Origin of the sequence: Oceanispirochaeta sp., assembly GCF_027859075.1 — a bacterium.
In the GTDB taxonomy this organism is placed as follows: Bacteria; Spirochaetota; Spirochaetia; order DSM-2461; family DSM-2461; genus Oceanispirochaeta.
In genome coordinates, this window is record NZ_JAQIBL010000362.1 from 1 (window position 1) to 5,651 (window position 5,651).

5 protein-coding genes are annotated in these 5,651 nt (G+C 45.0%); 3 read left to right on the forward strand and 2 right to left on the reverse strand.

Going from position 1 to position 5,651, the window contains the following annotated elements; all coding sequences use genetic code 11:
* Positions 1-275 precede the first annotated feature (275 nt).
* Positions 276-1,523, forward strand: a complete 1,248-nt coding sequence (locus PF479_RS20595; RefSeq protein WP_298010942.1) for a histidine kinase — start codon at positions 276-278, stop codon at positions 1,521-1,523.
* A 41-nt stretch (positions 1,524-1,564) separates the two neighbouring features.
* Positions 1,565-1,861: a type II toxin-antitoxin system prevent-host-death family antitoxin gene (locus PF479_RS20600; RefSeq protein WP_298010944.1), complete on the forward strand. Its 297-nt coding sequence runs from the start codon at positions 1,565-1,567 to the stop codon at positions 1,859-1,861.
* A 9-nt stretch (positions 1,862-1,870) separates the two neighbouring features.
* Here the strand turns inward: PF479_RS20600 and PF479_RS20605 are convergent, their stop codons facing one another.
* Positions 1,871-3,046 carry an MFS transporter gene (locus PF479_RS20605; RefSeq protein ID WP_298010946.1) on the reverse strand — a complete coding sequence of 392 codons (1,176 nt, stop codon included), beginning with the start codon at positions 3,044-3,046 and terminating at the stop codon, positions 1,871-1,873.
* A 162-nt stretch (positions 3,047-3,208) separates the two neighbouring features.
* Between PF479_RS20605 and PF479_RS20610 the strand changes: the two genes are divergently transcribed.
* Positions 3,209-4,867, forward strand: a complete 1,659-nt coding sequence (locus tag PF479_RS20610; protein WP_298010948.1) for a diguanylate cyclase — start codon at positions 3,209-3,211, stop codon at positions 4,865-4,867.
* Positions 4,868-4,932: 65 nt separating this feature from the next.
* Here PF479_RS20610 and PF479_RS20615 read toward each other — a convergent pair.
* On the reverse strand, positions 4,933-5,651 hold a 719-nt coding region (locus PF479_RS20615), incomplete at its 5' end, for a hypothetical protein (RefSeq protein WP_298010949.1).

The window sequence follows — 5,651 nt, forward strand, 5'->3', positions numbered from 1 at the left end:
CTAAACATATATGCGTTTTTTTATATCTATAAAATATTATACAATAAGGAATGTATGACGTAAAGTTAAAACGTTTGTACTTTTATATTATTTATTTTATTACAGCAGAGTGAAATATACAAAAAAGAAATTTAAAAAGGGGGGGATTGTTTCTATGTGAAATTACTAGTGTTCTTATATCATATGAAGATTATGCTTGAATCTCTGTTTTGTTATCTCCCCCCGAGGGGCTCTCAATTTGACTTAATACAGAAACCAGTATTAAATATCCCTATATGAAAAGCAGCCTCATCTTTTTCAACAGGAAATTGCAGAGATGGACCATTTTCCCCATGATCGTTCTATGTAATTTTGCCATTGTGTCTCTCTTCATATTCAATCCCCAGAGTTTTCTATTCCCCCCCAGCTGGACGTATCAGTTTCTGGCCCTTCTGATTTTCAATTTTATTTTGTCCCTTCTTATATTTTTAATACCCGTAGAAGCATCGCCCTCCAGAGGCATCACGACGGCCTTCCTGTTTATAGCGCAGCTGGGATGCAAATACATCATGACCAAACCCTTCAGCACCAATATCTGGTTTGAGTTTTTTCTGATCATCATCATGCTTCTGGAAGGGATTCTCCTTCTGACTACCGTAGAAATTCTATTTTTAACCACTGTGATCATGTCCACCGTCCTCTTTACCGTCCACAATGAAATATTCTGGGACATTGAAGTGGGTGCCAGAACCTGGGACCTTAAAAGCTCCCTTCTCATCCTGACCATGATGATTTCCAGCCTCTGCATCATGATAAAACACGCTCATAATCTGCTGCTCCAATACAGACAGATCCAGACCAATCAAAGACTGATCATCCAGAAACTGTCTGCCTCCAACTCTGAACTCCAGCAGTATGCCAATATTGCGGAAGAGAAAAGCATGATTCATGAACGCCTGAAGATGACCAGAGAAATCCATGACACCGTCGGATATACCATGACAAACCTTCTGATGATGCTGGAAGCCAGTACGGACCTTGTGAAGACAGATCCTGTCAAACTCGAAAAACTGCTTCACCAGGCACTGGATATTACTAAGAACGGGCATAAAGAAATAAGACAATCCCTGAGAGTCCTCAGAAACACAAAAGTCAAAGAGAAAAACAGTATTGAGTCCATACAGAATCTGACAGGCATATTCATGGAATCGACGGGTGTCAAAGTAAGGGTGGAATTCGGAAACCTTCCCTGGGTTCTGAACAGGAAAATAGATCATATCATTTACCGTTTCCTCCAGGAGGCCATGACCAACGCCCTCACCCATGGAGATGCCAAAAACATCAGCATTCAATTCTGGAGAAACGAGGGATTAATTCAGATCAGCCTGGAAGATGATGGAAAAGGAAGCCTTGATATTGAGCAGGGAATCGGCTTAAAAGGAATGACAGAGCGATTGGCCGAAGTTGAAGGCAGCTTGTCTTATGAGAATACCTCTATGGGTTTTTCAATCCGGGCGGTCATTCCCTGGAGTTATGATGAGTAATATCTTTGCCTTAGTCTACAGCTTAGTCTATAATATGAAATATGATAGTCAATATACATGATGCGAAAACTCATTTCTCGAAATATATCAACAAAGTTCTGCTGGGTGAAGAGATGATTATCGCAAAGAACGGGAAACCTATTGTTAAGATGACTCCCCTCAGTCAGAGAAATGAAAAGAGAACTCCCGGATTATCCTGTGGACAAATAGAGATTTCTGATAGTTTTGATGATCCCCTTGACAGGATGCTCATTGCTCAGGCTATGGCTGAAAATATGGTCATTGCCTCCAAAGACTCTCTGATCAGGCAATACGATGGAGTCATGACTCTCTGGTAAGAAGCGAAGTTATTTCCGGTCCTCCCCGAAATCGGGCATACGTCTCAGAAACAGCACGGGCATTATCATAAGGAGAGCCAGTACGATAAACCCCGCCCAGCCGATGCCCATATCGCCAAAGATCCCCAGCAGAGCAGGAACCACCCCTGAACCGATACTGACACCAACGGTAATAATCAGCGAGTAGGTTATATTCTGGTAGCGAGGATCGCCGATTTCCGCAATGGACGAAAGAAGTGCCGGAAAGAGGATGGCCATGATAGCAGGCTGGGCGATAACCACTGCCAGGATCATTGGCCCGCGGACAACACCGATAAGCCCTGTAAAACAGGCGGAAAAAAGAAGTACGCCGCTGATTGTCCGCCTGCGGCCGAAGCGGTTGATAATCTTCCCCGTACGCATTAAAAGCAGAATACCAGCCACTCTGGAGCCAGACAGCGCCAGATTGACGATATGGGACTGCATATGATGTTCGGTTACAAGGTAGGCCGGAAGGATGACGTAAACCCCCTGAAGTCCGGCGAGGGCCGCACAGAGTATAGACATTCCAAGTATTGTGTGTTTCTTACGCAGCAGGGTTCCTACAATTTTAAAATCGGGAGCAGTCCCCATACCGCCTGAGGGCGCCCCCCAACGCTGAAAGGCGACGGCTGCCAAGGCACATATAAACGCCATCCAGAGAAGTACACCTCGCCAACCAAACCATGGTTCCAGACTGAGCACGATCAGCGGCGCCAGGAGCAGAGCGGCGTTCGGGCCTATTTCGTGGAAGGAGAGGGCTGTGCTCTGGTATTTAATATCGATTTTGGTATTAATCATCACCAGGCCTGAAGGCGGGTAGATTCCGGCTGCCGCCCCGATAAAAATCAGCGCTACTGCCAGCAATACGATTCCCTGCGAGCAGGCTGCCAGCATCAGTCCCAGTGAAATCATACCTAACGAAACTGTAATCGTTTTTCCATGCCCGATTCGGGCGGAGAGGAAGCCCGACAGGAGCATGGTAATGCCGTAACTGATGCTTATCAGCAGAAAGAGTGTCCCTGCGGCAGAGAGACTGAAGCCCATTTCCGCCTGAAGAGTGGGCATTAAGGGAGAGAAAACGGCGCGTGAAGCCATGGAGAAGAATACCGCCAGGATCAGCATGCTGACCATCAGAAGCGGATTAGTTTTCTGCTGAGGTGTCATATCGACCGATTATGTATTCAATTTGCTTTCTTGCTCAAGCCTTATCAGGAGAAATAAGCTCATTCCATGCCGGGAGAACTGTCAAAGCCAGACGTATCCGATTCTTTTATTAATAGAATTTCCAGTCCCATGGTTCTCATCATTCATGTATAATGCGTTGTTATGAAGCTGAGATCTGTCATCCTTGTTCTGCTGCTGTATGTTACTCTCTGTCTGATCCTGACCTTAATGATTGAAAAGGATTATACAAATTATTCCGCCAATACCTCCTATTTAAAAACCGAAGCTGGGTTGAACCTGGATGAACTGTTGAGGCAGGCACCGGAGTTCAAGGAAATGAATACGGACCACTACAGTCTGGGATATTTTTCTGAAGATCTTTGGATCCGTTTATATATTCCCCAAAGCACTCCACCCGGCACTGTTCTGGAGATCAACAAACCGGCCTTTAGAGAAGCAGATTTCTATTTTACATTGAAAGACAGTACTGTCTCTCATACCGGTAGGTCTGATAAATTAAGTTTCAGAACTCAGAGCACTGTGATCCCTGAAAATATCAATTATACCGAGCCGACTTATATCCGCCTCCAGTCTCCCCTTGCCTTTAATTTTGAAGTTCGGTTCTGGGATGTAAAACCCTTTATGCGCTATATACTGAGGGATTATCTCTACTTCGGGATCATATACGGGATACTCTTCAGCATCATCATCTACAATATGATTCTCTTTGTGATTCTCAAGAAGTTGACCTATCTGTATTTTTTACTCTTCGGAGTGGGGACCATCTGCTGGTGTATGCTGACCTATGGACATAGTGAGGTTTTTTTCATCCTTCCCAGTGTTTCTCTGAATCGGGTCTCTCTGCCTGTGGTGAGCCTGATCTGGTTTGCCAACGCTTCCTTTATGAGCCGTTTTCTGAAGACAAAGATTGTGACACCTAAACTTCATATAGTCATTACTATCACAAAAATAATGGCTGGAGTTCTTTGTGTTCTAGGTCTATCAGGGTTTACCCATGCCGGGCATCTGCTGAATACGGCATTGAGTTATATTCTCCCTCCCTTTGGTATCATCATTGGAGTTGTGAGCCTCAGAAAGGGAGTTCAATCCTCCTTCTGGTTTCTGGCCGGTTGGCTCGTCTTTTATGTCGGCACCATTGTTTATGCCCTGGCAGGAGGAATGATCCCCAGAAACAGTCTGACCCTCGACCTGTTTGCTTCCGGCGCCGCGTTAAGTTCTCTCCTTCTCAGTTATGCACTGATAGATGAGATGCGGGTTCTGCAGTCGGAAAACTCCTTTTTGAATGATAAATCCAGATCTCTCAGGAAGATCAGTCTCACAGATAATCTTACCCAGCTTCATAACCGGGCGTCCTTCAATGAAAGCCTGAATCATGAGATATCTCTGGCCCGGCAGAGCGGTCAACCTCTGGCTCTGGTTATGATGGAGGTGGATCATTTCAAGAAATTCAATGACTCATGGGGGCATCCTGAAGGGGACAGAGTCTTGATGGCTATGGGACCGCTCCTCAGTCAGGGAATAAGAGATCAGGATTTTGCCTGCCGTTACGGGGGGGAGGAATTCACTCTGATTCTGCCGGGAACTAATGAGCAGAAGGCCATGGAAACGGCTGAAAGAATCCGAAAAAGGATGGAAGAGAGAGAGTTTCCTATAAGCGGAAGGGATGATGTGGAGCATTTGACAGTCAGTTTGGGGATCGCAGTCTTCACTGAATCCGACGACATTCTCTCTCTCACGGAAAGAGCAGACCGGGCTCTCTATAAGGCTAAAAACCTGGGCCGGAACAGGGTCTGCAATTGAAAGAACCCGGCAGCGCTTGTACAATTATTCCGGTCTCCGCCTGCCCTCCTCGATTCATTCTCTGATTAATTAGTATTATCCATATAGGTCCAGTGCCCGTCTGTGATATCACCAGCTGTATACGTAAAGCTGGAACCGTCTGAAGTACTTTGTATCACCCGGTTCCAGCCCGTGAAAAATCTTACATTATCATAAATATAGCTGGTATCATCATCACTCGTGTCTACAAAGGTTCCGTCCAGTATCGTTTCTTCCGTTGCATACAGATAACAGTACCATTCAGCATTTGCAGGGAGATCCGAAAAATCCCCATAGACAAGACCATCCTCTCCTCCACTAATATCTATAACCGCCGTTGCAAGCTCTGCGTCAGGATTTGATGTGGTTATTCCGGTAAAGCCAGAGGATGGATAAAGTGTGAGAGCAGGGCTAGTTCCATCATAATCTAAGTCTAAATTTTCATCCCCATCGGAATCAGTTCTATAAGTAATACTTCCCTCTGATTCATCATATAATCTAAACTCATCAGGGTCTGGGTCTCCTGGATTTGTATAGCCAGTTGTCAAGACATGTGTGCTAGTAACAAAGACCTGATCTACGGTCCCTGATAGTAGAAGAGAGCTTCCCAGGCTTGTCGCATCATTCACAACATCACTTGTTGTATCATCACTTGTTGTATCATCGCTGCTTCCTAAACCGTCACAGGAAAGGAAAAAGAAAAGACTTAAAATAAGTGCTAAAACAATGAATAATTTACCTTTTCTCATACAATACTTCCTTATTC